The organism is Acetobacterium sp. KB-1 (genome assembly GCF_003260995.1).
Taxonomy (GTDB): Bacteria; Bacillota; Clostridia; order Eubacteriales; family Eubacteriaceae; genus Acetobacterium; species Acetobacterium carbinolicum.
In genome coordinates this window covers 369,367-388,726 of sequence record NZ_CP030040.1, presented here as the reverse complement: position 1 = coordinate 388,726, position 19,360 = coordinate 369,367, and the positions used below count along the sequence as shown (strand labels likewise).

At 43.7% G+C, this 19,360-nt stretch carries 13 protein-coding genes; 4 read left to right on the top strand and 9 right to left on the bottom strand.

The features are described from left to right. Positions 1-58 precede the first annotated feature (58 nt). The 5 genes from DOZ58_RS01775 to DOZ58_RS01755 form a co-directional block, all read right to left on the bottom strand. The gene (locus DOZ58_RS01775; protein WP_111886733.1) at positions 59-817 is read right to left on the bottom strand and encodes an SDR family NAD(P)-dependent oxidoreductase; all 759 of its coding nucleotides are present in this window, start codon (positions 815-817) and stop codon (positions 59-61) included. Between the two features lie 183 nt (positions 818-1,000). Then, the gene (locus tag DOZ58_RS01770) at positions 1,001-2,500 is read right to left on the bottom strand and encodes an FGGY-family carbohydrate kinase (protein ID WP_111886732.1); all 1,500 of its coding nucleotides are present in this window, start codon (positions 2,498-2,500) and stop codon (positions 1,001-1,003) included. Between the two features lie 247 nt (positions 2,501-2,747). Then, positions 2,748-3,302: a glycerol-3-phosphate responsive antiterminator gene (locus tag DOZ58_RS01765; RefSeq protein WP_111886731.1), complete on the bottom strand. Its 555-nt coding sequence runs from the start codon at positions 3,300-3,302 to the stop codon at positions 2,748-2,750. 108 nt (positions 3,303-3,410) lie between these two features. Then, positions 3,411-3,884: an HAD family hydrolase gene (locus tag DOZ58_RS01760; RefSeq protein WP_111886730.1), complete on the bottom strand. Its 474-nt coding sequence runs from the start codon at positions 3,882-3,884 to the stop codon at positions 3,411-3,413. Positions 3,885-3,903: 19 nt separating this feature from the next. Beyond that, entirely contained in the window at positions 3,904-5,895 is a 1,992-nt protein-coding gene (locus tag DOZ58_RS01755; RefSeq protein ID WP_162624378.1) for a GAF domain-containing protein, read from the bottom strand. A 376-nt stretch (positions 5,896-6,271) separates the two neighbouring features. On the opposite strand from DOZ58_RS01755, the gene hcp reads away from it, so the two are divergent. The 4 genes from hcp to asrC all read left to right on the top strand — a co-directional run bounded on the left by hcp (position 6,272) and on the right by asrC (position 10,832). Continuing rightward, a complete protein-coding gene (gene hcp, locus DOZ58_RS01750) occupies positions 6,272-7,828 on the top strand; it encodes a hydroxylamine reductase (protein WP_111886728.1) in 1,557 nt (518 codons plus the stop codon). Between the two features lie 183 nt (positions 7,829-8,011). Next, on the top strand, positions 8,012-9,025 hold the full coding sequence (asrA, locus tag DOZ58_RS01745; RefSeq protein ID WP_111886727.1) for an anaerobic sulfite reductase subunit AsrA: 1,014 nt from the start codon (positions 8,012-8,014) through the stop codon (positions 9,023-9,025). Beyond that, on the top strand, positions 9,026-9,853 hold the full coding sequence (gene asrB / locus DOZ58_RS01740; protein WP_111886726.1) for an anaerobic sulfite reductase subunit AsrB: 828 nt from the start codon (positions 9,026-9,028) through the stop codon (positions 9,851-9,853). A 10-nt stretch (positions 9,854-9,863) separates the two neighbouring features. Beyond that, positions 9,864-10,832, top strand: a complete 969-nt coding sequence (asrC, locus tag DOZ58_RS01735) for a sulfite reductase subunit C (RefSeq protein WP_111886725.1) — start codon at positions 9,864-9,866, stop codon at positions 10,830-10,832. Between the two features lie 287 nt (positions 10,833-11,119). Here asrC and DOZ58_RS01730 read toward each other — a convergent pair whose 3' ends face one another. From DOZ58_RS01730 to htpG, 4 genes are all read right to left on the bottom strand, one after another. Then, positions 11,120-12,307, bottom strand: a complete 1,188-nt coding sequence (locus DOZ58_RS01730) for an anaerobic nitric oxide reductase flavorubredoxin (protein ID WP_111886724.1) — start codon at positions 12,305-12,307, stop codon at positions 11,120-11,122. A 123-nt stretch (positions 12,308-12,430) separates the two neighbouring features. Next, positions 12,431-14,923 carry a LuxR C-terminal-related transcriptional regulator gene (locus DOZ58_RS01725; protein WP_111886723.1) on the bottom strand — a complete coding sequence of 831 codons (2,493 nt, stop codon included), beginning with the start codon at positions 14,921-14,923 and terminating at the stop codon, positions 12,431-12,433. A gap of 149 nt (positions 14,924-15,072) precedes the next feature. Then, positions 15,073-16,605: an ABC-F family ATP-binding cassette domain-containing protein gene (locus DOZ58_RS01720; RefSeq protein WP_111886722.1), complete on the bottom strand. Its 1,533-nt coding sequence runs from the start codon at positions 16,603-16,605 to the stop codon at positions 15,073-15,075. A gap of 770 nt (positions 16,606-17,375) precedes the next feature. Next, positions 17,376-19,271: a molecular chaperone HtpG gene (htpG, locus tag DOZ58_RS01715; RefSeq protein ID WP_111886721.1), complete on the bottom strand. Its 1,896-nt coding sequence runs from the start codon at positions 19,269-19,271 to the stop codon at positions 17,376-17,378. Between the last annotated feature and the right edge of the window lie 89 nt (positions 19,272-19,360).

The following is a 19,360-nucleotide window of genomic DNA, read 5'->3' as shown; positions in this document are numbered from 1 at the left end:
GGGCAGGTACTACCGCCCGCAGTCGTCCGTCTTGCAACCCATGTTCCGTTTAAATACCCTACCGCATTAGCATTCCTCCGGTCGCATCGATGGTTGTGCCAGTGAGATAAGATGCCGGTTCCGAGACCATAAAGACTGCGATGTTGGCCACATCTTCCGGCTGAGCCACGCGACCAATGGGGATCCGGCTTTCGTAATAACCGGGGTTGGCTTCTAAGTTGTCCCTAATCATATCGGTGTTAACTATCCCCAGGGCAATGCCGTTAACCGTAATCCCTTTAGACGACAGCTCCCGGGCCATGGAAATGGTCAATGCTACCATCCCCGCCTTGCTGGCAGCGTAGTGGGCATGGCCAGTGGTAGAGCCGTTAAAGGCCGCCTGAGAATTAATATTAATAATCCGCCCGGGTCGCTTCTTTTTTAGATTGATTTTGGCAAAATATTGAGAGGTGAGAAAAGGCGCTGTCAAGTTCACATCCATGGTCTCTTCCCAGTCCGATAAGGGGATATCCTGAATCCATCCGGTTAACCAGATCCCAGCGTTATTGATCAGTATATCCAGATCTCCCAGCAGCGCTTCGGCCGCCTTCATCATTTTCCCCACATCATCGGCATTATTCATGCTTACCCCCAAAGGATAGGCGTTTACCCCCATGGATTTAGCTTCTTCTACCACTTCCAATAGTTCTTTCGATTTTTTTCGGGCTGTTACCACCACATTAACGCCTTCTGCTGCTAGCCCCAGAGCAATCGCCCGTCCCACTCCCCGGGAACCCCCGGTGATGATGGCGTTTTTTCCTTTTAATTTTAAATCCATTTCTTAGTCTCCCGTTTTTTTACATATTTGTCCATTATGGGTTCGTAGGGGCGGGTAGTACCCGCCTGCAAGCGTTTATCTTGAGATCAACGTTTCCGGGCGATTGATAATGACCTAGGGGTCAGACCCTCGCCCCTACGAAGCGATGCATAACGTTCCTTGGTAATTGCTGAATGGCCTTCTTTAATACTCGTCCCAGATCCCATCCAGCGCATTGATAACCTTCAGATAGCGGTTGTACTTCTTTTCATAAAGGGCCTGTTTAGTGGGGTCGGGAACCGCAGTAAAGGCAATTTCCACCATCACATCCGAAGCCGCCTTGAAACTTTCATAGGCGCCAGTGGCAACCCCGGCACAAATCGCTGCTCCCAGTGCCCCCAGTTCGGTACATTCAGTGACTTCAATAGGCACCTTAAGAATATCTGCAAACATCTGCACCCAAACCCGGGATTTAGCCACCCCACCGGCTATGCGGATACTCTTTGGGGCACTACGATATTTAAGCAACTTTTCAATATGATACTTATGACTAAAGACAATCCCTTCGTAAACGGCTCTTAGCATATTATCCCGGTTGTGATAGCTGGACAATCCGACAAAACAGGCCTTGGCATTGATGTTGACATTGCTGGCGTATAAAAAGGGTAGGAAGACCACGCCACAATCTTCATCGGCCACACAGTTGACACAATGGTTGGAATACTCATAGACATCCTGCTCTTTGAGATCAATATCCCGAAGGATTTCAGTTAAAAACCATTCCAGATTACTGGCCGAGGTCGGGCTGCCTTCCAAGATCATCCAATAACCGGGGATCGGATAAATGGAGGTCATAAACAAGTCCTTGTCCACTACCGGTTTTTTACTGATATATTCATTGATGCTCCAGGTCCCGGCCACCACGCACATTTTATCCTCATCGGTGATTCCCACTGCCATTGCTGAGGCGTGAATATCCATACAGCCCCCGGCCACTGGGGTTCCTTCAGACAGTCCGGTCAGTTCGGCCACTTCCTTGGTAATCGTGCCGCAGACTTCCCCTGAATAACGCAGTGGCGGCAATTTATCATAAATGCTTTCAAGCCCCATGTCTTTGAGCAGATCCCGGTCATATTTCACATCCCGGACATTCATCAGACTGGAACCGGACATATCAGCAATTTCCCCATAAGCTTCTCCGGTTAACCGGAAACGGATATAGTCCTTGCACATAAAAATCCAACGGGTTTCTTCCAGTACCTCGGGTTTATGATCCATAAACCATCTTAGCAGAGTAGTGGGCTGTCCCGCAAAAACACTCTGCATGGTTTTAGGCAAGATCTTATCATGGGTGCCGTCTTTCTGCCATTTAATAACGTATTCCCGGCCCCGGACATCGGTGGAGATCATGCCATTGGTAGTCTGGCTACCATCAGCCCGAACCAGATAGAGGCCGTTCCCATGACCAGTGGCGGAGAGCCCGATGATCTCACTGCCATTGATACCGGCTTTGGCGATCACCCCTTTAATCGCTTTGACATTGGCCTGCCACATTTCTTCGACGTCACGTTCGGTGAAGCCCGGTTCCGGCTGGTACATGGCTGTTTTGGAGCTAGAAATTGCCACCTCGTTTCCTTTTAAATCGTAAAGTGCCGCTTTAATCATGGTGCCGCCATTGTCAAGACCCAGTAAATATTTTCCCATTTTGTAGCCTCCAATTATATTTTTAAATTTAGAACGATTTGATTGTTTAACCTTTGCGGGCAACTGCTATTGCCCCTACAGTATGATAAATTTCGTTTTGTTTCCCTTCCTCAATACCCCCTTTTCTCACGAAAAAAAGTCCTGCTTAATAAATGTGATATAATTTATCACATTTATTAAGCAGGACTCACACAATTACCATCCGGCACATTCTATTTTGTTTTAATATCCTATATCAAAAATCACGTTACCACAGCGACTTGTCGCTGACCGTCAAACCCTTAAAACCACATGCTTTAATCTTTCCCATCATTTCCCGGTCCCGGACAAATCCGCCTGCTAATAAGGGAATTTTTGCCGCCGCAATCAGTGTTTGATAACAATCCAGAGCCATGATCGCCGGTAGCAGCTCAGCTCCGTCAACCCGTGAACATTCAATAATTTTAAGCGCGGTCTCAAAAGATCGCGAATCATGAAGAAAAAATCGCTGAAAAGTAACGAGACCACATTGTTTTGCCATCCCCAGCTTACCGCTGTCGGTTGACATGACCCCATCCACATGGTAATAGTTTTTTAATAGCTTCATTCCCACGTGATCTTTTCCAAAACCACCCAGCAACTCCAGATTGATCAGCGCCTTCTTATCTTTTGCATGTACCAGTTTAACCAGCTCCTGCAGATTGGCAATGTGGGCTTCAGTGAGTAAAACGACCTGAACATCACTATTAAGCGCAATTTCTAAATCACCCAGCCTGCGAATCGAAGGAATAACCTGGAATTCTGTAAAATCAATCCAACTCATTTTATCTCCTCATTGACTAGATCATAGCACAAGGGGAATGAAACCGTCAACATTTTTTTAAGCAGTAACATTATCACTTGCTTAAAAGCACTGATCATTATCGATCGTCTACGTCCTTAGAGTAGCGACCATCCGGTCTGAGTTTAATAATAAATCCAGAGCATCCAGCGGACTGTTCACGACAATATCCGCTGCCAGCAGTGACTTTGCAAAACAGCCTTCAGTTCCGATCACAGCGATGGAAAGCCGGCTTTCTAAAAACATTTCCCGGTCATTGTTGCCGTTTCCGATGGCAACATTAGTCGCTCCACCGATCGACTCAACGAAGGCTTTTTTCTTTTTTGAAATATTATCTTTTGAAAAAATCTCAATGGTCACCGGCAGATCTCCGCATTGCTTTCGCACCAGACCAAAGGTATCAGCGGTAAGAATATACACGTCCACCCCCAGCTTTGTAAGAGCCACCAGTCTTTCTTTAAGCCCCTTCACCAGAAAGCCATCGACTGCCAGGGTACCGTTATAATCAAAGGTCACATGCTCAACTGTGATGGTCTCATAGCCGGGAATTTTTAGATTTATCATCACTAACCTCTCTTTCTCATCATTTGTCCGTAAGTACAATCACAGTGGCCACTTTCTTCTCGCAGTCTTTCTTAAGTCGACTGCACAAAGCCAAAAAGGCGGCGGTACTAACACCCCGAGGCGGGGTGTTGACAATAATCAATTGGGGTCGCCGGATTCGTGCCATGCCATATTCCAGGCGGATGTATTCAGCGCCACTAAGATCTTTAATAGAAGTATTCATCTTGTCCTCAAGACCAATCATGCTTGCCAGTGCATTTAGGTTGATCCGATTCTCCCGGAGATGTAAAAGCAGCGCAACCAACACTGTCTTGACCCGGGTTTTGCTAACCCGCAAATGCGAATTTTCAAAGATCATCACATATTCCTGCTTTCGCAATCGTTTTAACTGATCCTGCTTGTTCCTGGTAAATGTGACCCGGTTAAAAATCAACCGCTCATCGGATTCTAAAGACTGACCCATGATTTTTTTTAAAAAAAAGCTCTTCTCTTCTTGGGTAATAAAGTTTTCTTCCTGATAACCGTTCTTTTCCACCGCAAAGATCGGCTTTCCACCTTTTCGGATCTGTAACAAAGAAAAATCACGATAATTATCCAGAGATTTACCGGATTTTTTAAAGACATCCAACATTACCAGGGTCATTTCATTGACCAGAGCAAAATCTTCCACTGAAAAAAAACCATTTTGTTTGTTAACCAGCTCCAAGGCGCCAAAAACCTCCGATTCATCAATTCCCAACGGCACCGCAATTTCAGAGGTAATGGTCAAACCCATAGCTCGCTTCAGACTACCAACCTGTAGCCGGTAGTGACGGAAATCTTTGATATATAGTGGCAATCCAGCAAAGACTGATTGGGCTGCAATCCCCTGTCCCGGGCGCAGTTTCAGTTGATAAAGATCTTCTGCCCGGGGGCCTTTAATAATTAATGGATAAATAAATGACCCCCGGGTATCTTCATCTCGAAGCCAGATAATTGCCGCTTGAGCCTCGGTTACCAATAGGATTTCGTCCAGGGTAGTGCTTAATAGCCGGGGCAGTGAGATGATCTTGTCAATGTTTTCCTGGAACTGGGCCAAACATTCATCGTGGGTCAAACGCTTTTCAGTGGCATAGTCGTTAAAAAATCGGGTTTTCAGTCGGCTATTGGTTTCCCGGATAACCCGGGTACCTTCCAGATTTCCAAATTCGTCAAAACTAACCTCAGCAAAGCCATGAATATCAATAAAATGTCGGTTTGCATAGCGGTTCAGAGGAGCCGTACGGCTGATATAAGACACATAGCTGGCCTTTCTAGTGGGGTCATTGGCATGAACAATATACTCAAATCGATCTGTTTTTAAGGCCGCCTTCTGACTGTCACTCATGGTGTACCAACAATAGGGCTGGGCATTAACGCAATAAGCATTAGTGTTTTCGTCAAGCCGATTGATATAAACGTAGGTGGCCAGATTACCACCTTTAGAATGTCCGAAAAGATTACGTTCCCCCAGAATCCCGGTCATATAGTAGTCGAAAAAATCGATCGCTTTATGATGATGAGCGGTGACCACGCCCAACGAAGCAATCAGACATCCGCCCCAGTCCAGAACAATACTGCTGAGATCCATCTGTTCACAACCGCTAAAAACCACCGCCCCGTTATTTTCGCAGTCTTCCATGGCAATGCCAACAAAGCTGGATTTAATCTTATCGTCGGAATTACCGTAGCAACCATAATTATCATTACGATAACCAGTAATAATAACATCGTCCAGGTTATCGCTGGATGCGTAAATTCGCTTAAAATGAGCCTGCCTTCTTCTTTTGTATTGGCTCCCATGCCGAGAGCGACTAATAAAACCAGGATACGTCGAACAGCCACACTGCTCTATCAGATCGATATATTCATCCAATTTTATCGGGGTTTCCCGGGTAATCTGATTTTTATACTGGGATGGCAAATGAAAATAAACCAGTTCCAGCAACAAGTATTTTTCAATATCCAGCAACTTACTCATTTTCAGGCTCATGGTGTTCCTCATTTCTAATGATTGCACTTAGTTAAACAAATCATATCACAATGACTTTCAGAATAAAAGATAGGATTTCTATTTCAAGAGAATATTTCTATACAGGAGATATCAATAAAAAGAAGAAATATTTTTATTCTATGTTGCATTTGCAACCGTCAAACAGAAAAACATGTAGTATCATTATGTTATCGTCAGTTTAAAAAAACGCAATAGTTTGGATAAATATTTAGTTAAACGGATGTTTAAATAAATAAATACGATTAAATCGTTATTTTTCACTATCTATGGGTAATTTATAAGAGAAGTGATTTTACAAAGGTTATTCCCCGTTGATACGGGTTAACAAATAAAATAGTTACGAGAGAGGTAAAAAATGAAAGACATGTTTTGTTTTCAATGTGAACAGACTGCCAAAGGAACCGGATGTGAGGTCAAGGGAGTCTGTGGTAAAACAGCGCCAGTTGCCGGTCTCCAGGATAAATTAGTCGGTGCCTGTATTGGGCTGTCTAAAGCCGTAAAAAAAACAGCGGCTACCCCGGCCACCGACGCCTGTATCAAAAAAGCATTATTCACTACTGTTACCAATGTCAGTTTTGATGATGAGAGTCTTAAAGTAATGGTAGACTGTGTTGACAAAATGAAAGCTGATCTGGATCCAACCGCCGAAGATTATGATATGGCAAAACTCTGGGATGATAATGAAGATATTCGATCCCTGAAAACGCTGATCCTTTTAGGTGTTAAAGGAGTGGCTGCCTATGCTCATCATGCCGCAATCCTGGGTTACAACGACCCTGAAGTCGATGCCTTCTTCTATGAAGCACTCGCTGCTGTCGGCTCTGATCTGGGCATGGACGTGTTACTGCCACTAGTACTCAAAACCGGCGAAATTAATTTAAAATGCATGGCATTGCTGGATAAAGCTAATACCGAAACCTATGGCACCCCGGTACCAACAGAAGTGCCATTAACCATTGAAAAAGGACCTTTTATTATCATCACGGGTCATGATTTACATGATTTAAAATTATTGCTGGAACAAACCGAAGGCAAGGGCATCAATATTTATACTCACGGTGAAATGCTGCCAGCCCATGCTTATCCAGGACTCAAAAAACATACCCACTTAAAAGGAAACTTTGGGACAGCCTGGCAAAACCAGCAAAAAGAATTCGCTGCTGTACCAGCCCCGGTTCTTTTCACCACCAACTGTATTATGCCAGTGAAAGAAAGCTATTCTGACCGTATTTTCACCACCGATGTGGTTCAATACCCCGACATGATCCATGTTGGCAAAGAAAAAGATTTTGCCCCAGTGATAAAAAAAGCGCTGGAACTGGGCGGATACCCGGAAGATAAGGAAATGACCGGCATCAATGGCGGTAAAACACTATTAACCGGATTTGGTCATGGCACTGTTTTAGGCGTTGCTGACAAGGTTATCGCGGCTGTTAAAGCTGGCGATATCAAACACTTCTTCCTGGTTGGAGGCTGTGACGGGGCTAAAACCGGACGTAACTACTACACCGAATTTGTTGAAAAAACACCGGCTGATACGATTGTCTTAACCCTGGCCTGTGGTAAATACCGCTTCAACGATCTTGATCTGGGCACCATCGGCGGCTTGCCACGACTGATGGATATGGGCCAATGCAATGATGCTTACTCGGCCATTCAGGTGGCTGTGGCTCTGGCTGGCGCTTTTGATTGCGATGTTAACGAATTACCGCTAAGCATGGTCTTATCCTGGTACGAACAAAAAGCGGTTTGTATCTTACTGACCCTGTTACACCTCGGCATCAAGAACATCTTATTAGGACCATCACTACCCGCTTTTATTTCACCCAACGTTTTAAACGTGCTGGTTGAAAACTACAACATCGGACCAATCACCACCCCAGAAGCTGATATGGCAAAATTACTGGGTTAAAACCAACTCGCTATTGAAAAAGTGTGGTCGGTACCATCGGGTTTTCTTTATACTACCGTACCGATCAATTGTTAACATCATCAACCAAATTAAAAGTCTGTCAAAACTCCCCTGAAAAGGGCCTTTGGCAGACTTCACTCTTTACCGCAATGATTACCAAAAAACTTGAAGGAGGACTTGTTTATGGGTTACCAAACTACGCCAGAGAAAATCAATGCTATTTTTTCTGACCTTTCAAAAGACTTCATTATTTATGCCCCCAAGCGGTTTGTCGGCGATGGCACCTTTACCGATATCGACACCATTCGTTACGGCGAAATCGCAGATCTATCTGAAATCGAATTTGCCGAAAAATCAGACTACTCTTTTAAAGAGGTCTTACTCCCCATCTCTGAAACACTTTTTTATTTTACTGAAAATGAAATAAAGGAGTCTGATGTGCCCCAAAAAGGGGCGATTGTGTTTTTACGTAGCTGTGATCTGCACGGTCTTAAACGAATGGATACCATTTATCTGGAAAACGGCGCTGTCGATAGCTATTACAAAAGGCTGCGGGATCAGACCAAATTTATTTTAATCGGCTGCGAAAATTCCTTTGAAAACTGTTTCTGCGTTTCGATGGGCACCCAGAAAAGCGACGACTATGACGCTTACATAAAGGTTGATGGTGAAACCGTGCTGGTTGACAGTCACTGGGATCTCCTGGACACCGCTTTGGCCGGTGCAACACCATCATCAGTGATTCCTGATTCTGTCACCGCCAATGACACCGTCGTGACGATTTCCGAAACGGTTCCCCAGACCCTGTTTGACGCTCCATTCTGGGAAGATTACGGCAACCGTTGCATTGCCTGCGGACGATGCAACTTTGTTTGTCCCACCTGTACCTGCTTCACAATGCAGGATATTTTCTACACCGACAACGGCAAAGCCGGCGAACGGCGGCGGGTTTGGGCTTCCTGTCATGTTGATGGCTACACTGATATGGCCGGCGGACATGCGTTTCGAAATGACAAGGGCCAACGGATGCGCTTTAAGGTGATGCACAAGATAAACGATTATAAACGACGCTTCGGCACCCATATGTGTATTGGCTGCGGCCGCTGCGACGATGTCTGTCCGGAATATATTTCTTTTGCCAATTGCATCAATAAACTGAGTGATTTGGTAAATGATGCTGCAAAGGAGGAAATTTAAATGACTGCGACAACAACTGCGTCTCATACAACGAATTCAGATAATCCTTATCTTCCTTTCCTTTCGGAAATCGTCGACGTGATCAAACATACTGAAATTGAGTTTACCTTCCGGATGACCTATCGCGGCGAGGTCAAACCGGGACAATTTTTTGAGGTATCGCTACCCAAGTTTGGCGAAGCCCCCATTTCGGTCAGCGGCATCGGTAATGGCACGGTTGATCTGACCATTCGTAAAGTCGGCAAGGTTACGGATGAAATCTTCGAAAATTATGTCGGCGATACCCTGTTCCTTCGGGGACCCTATGGCAATGGCTTTGATATCACCAACTATATGGGCAAAGAAATTATTCTGGTTGCTGGCGGCACCGGTCTTTCGCCAGTGAAAGGGATCGTCGATTATTTTTCGGCCCATCCCAACGACTGCAAAAGTTTTACCCTGTTAGTAGGTTTTAAATCGCCCAACGATGTCCTCTTTAAAAAAGACTTCAAAGAGTGGGAAAAAAACATCAATGTCATTATGACCGTGGATACCCCGGTCGATGGCTATTGCGGCAAATGCGGACTGGTTACCCAATACATTCCGGAAATCCCGATTAAAAACACTGACGAAGCGATCGGGATTGTGGTGGGACCACCGATGATGATGAAATGCACGATCACCGAGCTTTTTAATGTCGGATTCAAAGAAGAAAATATCTGGATCTCCCAGGAGCGAAAAATGTGCTGTGGCATTGGTAAATGCGGTCACTGTAAAATCGATGATACCTATATTTGTCTGGACGGTCCGGTTTTTAACTACACCAAGGGAAAATTTTTAAAGGATTAGGAGGAGTGCCATGTTAGATCTAAATACCAAGAAGATAAAGAAGAATGCCTATCGCGTCACCAAGGTCCGTGGGGAAACCGCCTCACGAGTCCGGGTTCCCGGCGGCTTATTAACGGCGGAACTGCTGCCGCTGATTCAAAACATTGCAAAAACCTATGGCAATGGCCGCATCCATTTAACCACCCGTCAGGGCTTTGAAATCCCGGGTATTAAATATACCGATATGGACGCCGTCAATGCGCTGCTACAGCCGATTATTGATAAATTGGATATTAATCAGGAAATCCCAGGCAAAGGCTATACCGCAGCCGGCACGCGCAATATCTCTGCCTGTATCGGCAGTAATACCTGTCCATTTGCCACCTATAATACCACTAATTTTGCCAAGAAAATGGAGCAGGAAATCTTTCCCAATGATCTCCATTTTAAGGTCGCCTTCACCGGCTGTGCCAATGACTGCATCAAAACCCGGATGCAGGATTTTGGGATCATCGGGATGACCGAACCCCAGTATCAAAAAGAACGCTGCATGGGTTGTCTGGCCTGTGTTAAAGCCTGCCAGAAAAAATCGGTGGATGCTTTGTCAGTAGAGAATTACCGAATTGTCCGAAACACCGAAAAATGTGTCGGCTGTGGCGAATGTGTGATCAACTGCCCAACCCGGGCCTGGACCCGCAGCCCGGAAACCTACTACCGATTGGCGATTATGGGACGAACCGGAAAACGAAACCCCCGGCTGGCCGAAGATTTTCTGGTTTGGGCGACCGAAGACGCGATTGTCAAAATTATTAAAAATACCTATCGATTTGTAGAAAACTACATCAATCGGGAAGCACCCGGCGGCAAAGAACACATCGGCTACATCATCGACCGCACTGGCTTTGAAGAATATAAAAAGTGGGCTATGGAAGGCGTGGAACTGGATCCCCGCACCATCGTCAAAAGCCCGGTTTACTGGGGCGGTATTCACTACGATTGAAACAAGGGTTTCGGCAACTGCCGTACCGACCAATTGTTAATCTGTTGTTCGCTACGGAATCGGACACTAATAAAAAATTAGAAATTTCTTATTAGTCGCGGGCAGTCGCCAACTACAAGCAAGCTTGTGATTGGCTCGTTGCCTTCACGCAGGCTATCGCCGTGTCGGCTCTGATGCGCACAACTCGATATTGTCGGTACTGGGTTTGTTTGTAAAAGATAAGAACGTAATAAAAACGACTTAATCAAATCATGATTAAGTCGTTTTTACGTTGAATCGATCAGCTTCTAGGCTTTGGCGATTTCTTTACCAAAGTCGATGGCTGATATCTGCTCAGTATCATCGGGGTTCCACTGATTTTTCAGACCCTCGTTGATGATTTCGAATCCGGCGCCTTCCAGCCATTCATTTAACACCTTAGTTGACTCACCGCTCCAACCATAGCAGCCAAAGGCGGCAGCTTTTTTGTTTTTAAACTTAAGCTCCTTCATCAGATGAACAAAGCCGGCGATGGAGTGAAGGATACTGCCACCAATGGTCGGCGAACCAATCAGCACCGTCTTTGCTTTAAAGACTTCGGTAATTAAGTCATTCTCATCACTTTTTGACAGGTTGAAGACTTTTACTAAAACATCTGGATCGGTCAGGCTAATCCCCTCGGCAATATTTTCGGCCAGATTTTTAGTACCATTCCACATCGTGTCATAGATTATCGTGATCTGGTTTTCCTGATAATCTCCTGCCCACTGGGCATATTTCTCAACGATTTGCATCGGATTGTCATTCCAGATGACGCCATGGCTGGTGGCGATCATATCAATGGTCAGATTAAAGGCAATAATTTCGTCTAATTTCTTTCGCAATATGGCACTAAAGGGGGTTAGAATATTGGCATAGTATTTTATCGCTTCCTGATACAAATCGCATTGATCGACCAGCTTATTAAACAGTTTTTCGGTAGCATAATGCTGGCCAAAGGCATCATTGCTAAAGAGAATATTGTCTCCGGTCAGATAGGTGGCCATGCTGTCCGGCCAATGGAGCATCCGCATTTCCACAAAAATCAATTCTTTACCATTGCCGACGTCCAGCTTGTCTCCGGTTTTCACGACATTGAAGTTCCAGTCCTGATGATACTGACCCTTTAAAGACTTTACTGCGTTTTCGGAACAGTAAATGGGAACATCTGGGATTCTCGCCATCAGTTCCGGCAGGGCTCCGCTGTGATCCACTTCCCCATGATTAGCGACAATATAGTCGATCTCATTCAAATCGATTACCTGCGTTAAGTTTTCCACAAATTCTTTGGCATAGGGTAACCAGACCGTGTCGACTAAAACAGTCTTTTCTTCCTCGATTAAATAGGAATTGTAAGTGGAGCCATGATTGGTTGAAAATTCATTGCCATGAAACTGTTGCAGCTCCCAATCGACTTTACCTACCCAGCTCACGTTATTTTTAATTCGTTTTTTCATTTTAATCTCCATTCCGCCGCTATCATTTACTTATAAGCGACATATAATGTATATACCCTTACATGTCGAAAATAACTTTATTGGAGAAAAAAGCTGTATTATGTATGAAATCCAAACAGCCAACTAGTCTTTTTCATTTTCTGCAAACAACAAGCCATTTTTTAACGCTGTTTTAATCGCCGCATTTTTCCCATTAACCTCCAGCTTTTTATAAACATTCTGAAGATGGGTCTTAACCGTACCCGGAGCGATATAAAGCCGTTTAGCAATTTCTTCGCGCTTTAGACCTTCAGCGGTAAGCCGCAATACTTCTTGTTCTCGTAGAGTGAGACTGACTCTGGACAATTCCTCATTTTTCAGATTCTTTAGATAAACTTCACTAACTGATAGCAGCCAGCGAATAAATTGATCTTTAGGCTGTCGATCATTGATTTCTCTCAACATCACAATGAGAAAGGGTGCATTTTCCACAAAGGGCATAATGATTCCATCCAGATAAGCTTCTCCCAAAATCTTATTAAGGGCATTAATTCCTGCTTCAATGCCATATAGATTATATTTGGCAATGGCTTTAAAGATTCCGTTATGGATTATTCCCAACTGATTATGATAGATCGAAAAATATTCTATAAAACTCTCGGAAAGAATTTCAAGTTTAACAAAATTCCGGGATGCGGCGACCGCCTTGCCATAAACCAGATAATTTAAAGCCACCCCCTGATAAAGCAAATCAGCAGTGGTCATATCCCCCACCTGAAGCCAGTAGGGAATCATCTCTGTCTGTTCCAGATTGGCATAAACATAGCCCTTGCAAATGTCCATGGTGGTATTGTAAATAGGATTCCTGACCTCCAGAATTTCTTTTTCCAAATCACGAAGACGATTCAGGGCAGCAGTAATTCTTCCTTGTAAAATCATCAGCCGAATCAGTACAAAATTGCCACAAATAACAATACTGTGCTGATCTTTGGTCCGGGCTTTAAAGATTGCCTTTTCACCATTAAGTTCGGCCTCTGCCCAATTACCAGTTTCCAGACTGTATTCGGCCCGGGCCTGATATTCAGATCCGGTTCCGCAGCCACTGGTAAATTGAGAATAAACCGGAACCTTCTCGACAATCAGTTGGACTGTTTTTTGATACCGACCCGGTTCTCTGAAATAATTATAACTCAGATGGGGGGATCCAAAGGTAAATTCATTTTCTTTTCTCATAATGTAGGATTGTTCCCCATCCAATAGCTTGATAATCAAATCATTGGTGACGGTGGATTCTTCAATATGATTAAATACCGTAAACCGCTTAACGATGTTGATTTCAGCCAGAATCCGATTTCGGTAAGTCTGATCAATGCCATCCTGTTTATTATAAAACTGCTCTAACTGATCCAATTGTCTACGACTACCAATCGCTGTGCGCTCATTTCCGTGGAACAAACAAACAAGAATATGCAGTAAATAGGCCATCGGATAGTGATACAACACGTTAAGCGGCGTTTTTTCAAACATCTCCTGCGAGCCCTCAAATACCGCCATTTCAGAGCTGATGTTTTGGGGATTATTCAAATGCTCAAGAATCCGTCTAATTTCTCCTGCGCGATAAAAGCTCGCATAAGCCTTTGGAAAATTCAATTTGTCTAGATACCATTCACCCAAACGGATGTACAGCGCCTTTTTTTCATCGGCTAAGAGATTTTGTTTTGACCTTAAAAAATCAAGCAATACAAAATGAATTTGATAGGTTTTATTTACTTCATCAAAATAAATAAATGAATTTTCTTTCTTCATTTTTCTCAAAATATCAGCCGTCTGCGATTCGCCGGTTATAAACTGGGCCTGTTCGGCAGTAAAACGATCCATAATTGAAAGTTTGATTAAATATTTTTGGGTCAACGCATCATAAACACTAAAAAGCGTTAAACTGATGAGCTCATCGATGGTCATATTCATCCCTACTGGAATCCCTTTTTCCAAACCAAGCAGCAGCATATAGGTCAGAGTAATCCAACCACCTGCGTATTCGGTTATTTTTCGCAAGTCTTTCTCCGATATTGTTTCCATCATCATGATGCAATAATCCCGGACTTCGACTTCCGTGAACTTTAAAACTTCCTGGGTGATCCAATTGCAAAATCCCTTGGCCACAAGTTCTGCGCTGTTTAAATTCCCTGTATTTCGGGTGACAATAATAAGATAAAAGTTTTCAATTCGCTCGGTCACGATCAGCTCAATCAACCGATTCAAGGGCTCATAATCCGTCAGATGGTAGTCATCTAAAACCATGAATAAGGGCTCATCTGTGATTACCGTGTTTAATACCGATAACACTTGATCCATCTGGGGTACGTCCACCGGAAAGCCCAGCTGCTTTAATGTCTCGCCGGTATCACGATCCCATTTGCTAATTTCATCGCAGACTTTGCTCCATTTATAATCAGCAGAACCATTCTCAGGTTGAAACGTAACCCAGATGGATTTTATTTCTTTCGTTTCCAGAAATTCTCTAACTGCCGTAGTCTTTCCATAACCCATCGGTGCTTCCACAATGGTTAGTGGATAATCATAAACTCGTGCTAAACGATCATTAATGCGTTCTCTTTTTAAGAATTGTTTTTTCACTCTAATGTCTCATTTCCTAGTTTCAATTCTATGTAAATTGGTAATTAGAATAATCTCTATGATTCATTATAGCCGGATTTTTGACACCTGTTAAGTTTTTTTTAAAGACATTCTCGAATTTATGGTTCAGACCAGGAAAGCTGACCCTGCTAGCCCTCGATATTGATAATGTGCTCAGCCCAATCTTCATAAAACGCGGCTTCATGTGAAACGAGAATCAGACTACCAGTCCATTTGATCAGCTCGCTTTTTAGTACCGCTTTAGCATCGGCATCCAGATGATTGGTGGGCTCATCAAGAATCAGAAAATTCGCATTGGTCAGCATCAGGATACAGATTTTTACCTTGGCCTGTTCCCCGCCACTAAGGGTCGCGACCCCCTGAAGCATGCTTTTGGCTTTTAAACCGCACTGCGCCAGATAGCGCCGCAATTGGCTCTGAGACAGCTTGGGATACACATCAGAAACGACTTGAATAGGGGTCAGAGTGGGGTTGTCCCAATTGAGATCTTGCTCAAAATAAGCGATTTTAATATTATCCGCAAACTTGAATTTTCCCGAAATCGGTGGAATCTGTTTGACCAGGGTTTTTAGCAGAGTGGATTTTCCAATCCCGTTAAAGCCGGTGATGACGGTTTTCTGACCCGACTCGATTTTAAAATTCATTTTGGCTAGCAACGGGTAATCATAGCCAATCTCCAAATCCTTGACCGTTAAGGAGCGCTGGGCTGAGATGTGCAAGGAAGTCAAACGAAAATTGGGTTTTGGCACTAATTCTGGCGGCGGAATCCGATCGATTCGATCCAATTGCTTCTGCCTGCTCTTAGCCATGCTGGCGGTGGAAGCCCGAGCCTTGTTTTTGGAAATATAGTCTTCAAACTTTTTAATTTCTTTTTTCTGGGCTTCAAATTCACGAATATAGCTTTCCCGTCGCAGCCCTTTTAAGGTGATAAATTTGGTGATGTTGCCGCTGTACTTTTTGATGGTGGAAAACTCGATGTCACAGACACAGGTGGTGATCTTGTCGAGAAAATCAAAGTCATGGGAAATCACCAGAAAGGTGCCCTCATAAGCTTTTAAATAGTCGGTCAACCATTCCACATGTTCCTTGTCCAGAAAGTTAGTCGGTTCATCTAAAAGCAACACATTAGGTTCTTCCAACAGCAGCTTGGCCAAAATAACCTTGGCCCGCTGTCCCCCACTAAGCTGTTCCAGGATGCTATCCATCCCCAGTGCTGTAATCCCCAGCCCATCAGCAATTTTTAAGATCCGGCTTTCCAGTTCATAAAAACCGGAATTCTCAAGCAAACTTTGCAGGTCCGAGGCTCTGTTCATGGCCTTTTCACTGCAATCGCTGCCCATGTCTTCATAAATTTTGGTCAGCTGGATTTCTGTTTCGTAGAGCTCATGAAACGATGTTTTTAAATAGTCAAACACCGTCACATCCTGATCAATTTTAGCATGTTGATCGAGATACCCGACCTTGATCCCTTTTTGCCAGCGAATCTCCCCACCATCGGGAATAATTTCTCCGATTAGGGTATTTAAAAGGGTGGTCTTCCCCGTTCCGTTGCGCCCGACAATCCCCATATGCTCCCCTTTGAATAATTCAAAAGAAGCCTCCTGATATAAAATTTTATCACCAAACGTATGTGATAGATTAATAACGTCCAATAGTCCCATTCGTATTTCTCCTCGTTGCGAATTTTTAGCAAAAATAAAACAGAGAGCCATTTTATACTGACTCCCTGTCATTATAAAAGGCCATAACGAACATTGCGTTATGGCCTGAAAACTTTCCTGTTGATTATCGGTTTAAGCACATCAAAATAAAGCATAGCAATGTAATAAACAAATATCGTAGTACCGACAATTGTTATATCGTGTTGTGTGCCTCAAGGCGAACACGGCGATAGCCTATACGACTTGCGCGCATACAACTGATTAACAAGTAGTTGGTACGGGAGTTTGCCGTTACACTTAAAATAAGTTGCTATCCCATAAAAACGCTTAGACCGATGAGAATAAAAGTTTTAGTTTAGGCTCTAAACAATGTCTCATCGAAACTTTCATTGCCAGAGCTACTTCAATAGTTAAAATCATTTTGTTACACCTTCTGCACCTATTTTATCAAAACCGGTTGAACTTGTCAATTGACACTTAAAAAACCAGCACTGTCCTTTAAGGATGGTGCTGGTACTCTCTCAGTATAATGCTATAAGAACTTCCATAAAAATGAATACCCTAGTACCGACAATTGTTGCATCGTGTTGTTTGCATCAGAGCGGACACGGCGATAGCCTGAGTGAAGGCAACGAGCCAATCACAAGCTTGCTTGTAGTTGGCGACTGCCCGCGACTAATAAGAAATTTCTAATTTTTTATTAGTGTCCGATTCTGCAGCAAACAACTGATTAACAATTGATCGGTACGGTATCTCAATCGAACGCCTGATTACATCAGTTTGCTGATGTTTTTGGTAAAGGCTACCACGTCGTCAAGCGGCAGGCCGGCAATTAGTCGGGCCTGATTGTAAAGCAACTCGGTGTAGAGCGCAAACTGGTCATCATCTACTTCATAATAGCTTTTCAGTTTTTCATAAACCGGATGGTTTTTGTTGATTTCCAGCACTTTCTTCGCCTTCACATCACCGCCCTGAGGCATGGTGTTTAAGGTCATTTCCATTTCGATGGAAAGATCTCCTTCAGTGGAAAGATAAGCCACGTCATCTTTTAAGTGGGCCGTGGTTTTTACCTTCACGACTTCATCTCCAATCAGGTCTTTCATTTTTGCCAGAAGTTTTTCATCCACTTCAGATGTTTTTGTATCATCATCGACTTGATTTTCTTCCGGCGCTTCCAGTCCCAGATTCTGGCTGGAAACTGAACGGAATTCCTTGTCCTGATACTGTTTTAAGGTCTGGGTGACAAATTCATCAATGGTCTCGGTTAAATAGAGAATCTCATAATTTTTGTTTTTAATAATGGAAACCTGGGGCAGCTTTTCAAGCTGACTAACCGATGAACCAGTGGCATAATAAATGTATTTCTGATCTTCCGGCATCCGTTCTACGTATTCTTTAAGAGTAACCATCTTGCCTTCTTTGGATGAATAAAAGAGCAGGAAGTCCTGAAGTTTTTCCTTATCCTGTCCCCATTTGTCATAGGTTCCGACTTTGATCTGATTACCGAAAGCGGTAAAGAATTTTTCATAGGTTTCGCGTTCGTTGGCCAGCATTTTTTTGAGTTCTTCGGAAATTCGGGTATCGATTTTACGGCTGATTAAGCGTAGCTGACGATCCTGCTGAAGCATTTCCCGGGAAATATTTAATGAGATATCCTCGGAGTCCACCACCCCTTTAACAAAACTGAAGTAATCCGGCAACAGCTCACTGCATTTTTCCATAATCAGGACGCCGTTGGAATAGAGCTCGAGCCCCTTTTCATAGTCTCTGGTGTAGTAATCAAAGGGGGCCTGACCGGGGATATAAAGGATCGCTTTATAGCTCATCGCCCCTTCAATACTCAGGTGAACATGAGCCAAGGGGGCATCAAAGCCTAGTCGCTTGTCGTGGTAGAAATTGTTGTAATCCTCATCGGTCAGCTCATTTTTATTTTTTCGCCAGATCGGGATCATCGAATTCAGAACATCATCTGCCAGATAGGTTTCGTATTCCGGATTTTCACTGTCCTTGGTGTCTTCTTTGACTCGGCTCTTTTCCTCCACCATCTTAATCGGGTAACGGATGAAGTTGGAGTAATGCTCAACCAGCTGGCGAATGCGATAGGGTTCCAGATAGTCATCGTAGTTATTATCTTCCGAATTCTCTTTGAGATACAGGGTAATTTTTGAACCATGGGTGGTGCGGGTTCCGGGTTCAATGGTATAGCCATCAGCTCCTTCAGAAACCCATACAGATGACGTTTCCTCGTCAAAGGATTTGGTTTCCACCTCAACCTTGTCAGATACCATAAAGGCTGAATAGAAACCGACCCCAAACTGGCCGATAAGATCAAAATCTTCTTCCATTTCCTGATCGTCCTTAAAGTCGCTGGAACCACTTTTGGCAATGGTACCCAAGTTGTCTTCCAGTTCCGCTGCGGTCATCCCGATTCCGGTATCTTCAATGGTCAGGGTCCGGTTATCTTTGTTGGGATGAATACGGATGTAGTAGTCGTCCTTATTAAAGGTTTTATCTTTGTCTGTTAATGTTTTGTAGTAAACCTTGTCGATGGCGTCGGACGCATTTGAAATCAATTCTCTTAAAAATATTTCTTTGTTGGTGTAAATTGAATGGATCATTAAATCCATCAGACGCTTGGATTCTGATTTAAACTGCTTTTTTTCCATAACATACCTCTTCTTCATGTCGTAATCGTATTAGCACTCTTTCTTTGTGAGTGCTAACAATATTGTAAGTAACTTTATGAAAAGTGTCA

Bases quoted from the DNA above. Each gene is read 5' to 3' on its own strand.
- DOZ58_RS01730 (WP_111886724.1), bottom strand. From the start codon at position 12,307: ATGAAAAAACGAATTAAAAATAACGTGAGCTGGGTAGGTAAAGTCGAT.
- htpG (WP_111886721.1), bottom strand. From the start codon at position 19,271: ATGGAAAAAAAGCAGTTTAAATCAGAATCCAAGCGTCTGATGGATTTA.
- DOZ58_RS01755 (WP_162624378.1), bottom strand. From the start codon at position 5,895: ATGAGCCTGAAAATGAGTAAGTTGCTGGATATTGAAAAATACTTGTTG.
- asrC (WP_111886725.1), top strand. From the start codon at position 9,864: ATGTTAGATCTAAATACCAAGAAGATAAAGAAGAATGCCTATCGCGTC.
- DOZ58_RS01770 (WP_111886732.1), bottom strand. From the start codon at position 2,500: ATGGGAAAATATTTACTGGGTCTTGACAATGGCGGCACCATGATTAAA.
- DOZ58_RS01765 (WP_111886731.1), bottom strand. From the start codon at position 3,302: ATGAGTTGGATTGATTTTACAGAATTCCAGGTTATTCCTTCGATTCGC.
- hcp (WP_111886728.1), top strand. From the start codon at position 6,272: ATGAAAGACATGTTTTGTTTTCAATGTGAACAGACTGCCAAAGGAACC.
- DOZ58_RS01760 (WP_111886730.1), bottom strand. From the start codon at position 3,884: ATGATAAATCTAAAAATTCCCGGCTATGAGACCATCACAGTTGAGCAT.
- DOZ58_RS01775 (WP_111886733.1), bottom strand. From the start codon at position 817: ATGGATTTAAAATTAAAAGGAAAAAACGCCATCATCACCGGGGGTTCC.
- asrA (WP_111886727.1), top strand. From the start codon at position 8,012: ATGGGTTACCAAACTACGCCAGAGAAAATCAATGCTATTTTTTCTGAC.
- asrB (WP_111886726.1), top strand. From the start codon at position 9,026: ATGACTGCGACAACAACTGCGTCTCATACAACGAATTCAGATAATCCT.
- DOZ58_RS01720 (WP_111886722.1), bottom strand. From the start codon at position 16,605: ATGGGACTATTGGACGTTATTAATCTATCACATACGTTTGGTGATAAA.